The organism is Streptomyces sp. AC627_RSS907 (assembly GCF_019049165.1).
On record NZ_JAGMUE010000655.1, the window covers coordinates 1 to 662 of the forward strand.

The 662-nt window shown below is 62.8% G+C and carries 1 pseudogene; it reads left to right on the forward strand.

Annotation, left to right across the window (positions count from 1 at the left end):
• Nucleotides 1–37: 37 nt before the first annotated feature.
• Nucleotides 38–662, forward strand: a pseudogene (locus tag KUM32_RS37630) (site-specific integrase); the annotation flags it as partial.

Genomic DNA, 662 nt, shown 5'->3' on the forward strand with positions numbered 1-662 from the left:
GGAGCCGCCGCCCAAACTCACCAAGGCATGTGCCTGGTTGGCGGAGAACTCTCTTCCCTTGTCAGCACTACGAGAATCCAGCATCGCCGAAGACGTGCACTACCGGCTGGCTTACAAACTGGACGGCAAGCTGGCAGCCAAGGACACGTACAAAAGGCGGCGTCGTAACTTCAACGCGGCCATCGCCTACGCGATTCAAAAGGGTTATCTCGCTGAAAACCCGATCGCTGGGCTGGAGCGCCCATCCACCGCAGCCAGCGGCCCGATCGACCCGCGCGTACTCATGAACCCCACCCAGGGGCGTGAGTTCTTGGTGGCTGTGTCGTACGTGGGGTCGGTGAACCGAAACCGGGGGAGGCGTCTGGTCGCCTTCTTCGGGTGCATTCTCTACGCCGCGATGCGTCCGGCAGAAGTCGTCGGGCTACGGAAATTCGACTGCTATTTACCGGAGAGCGGATGGGGTGTTCTCACCCTCCGGGAAACGCGCCCGGTATCCGGTAAGAAGTGGACCGACTCCGGTGACCGGCACGATAAGCGCGGGCTGAAGATGCGGGACCCGGAAGCCGACCGGCCGGTGCCTATCCCACCCATCCTGGTGGCGATGCTCCAAGCACACCAGGAGGAGTTCGGCACGGCCGCAGACGGTCGGCTGTTCCAGAACG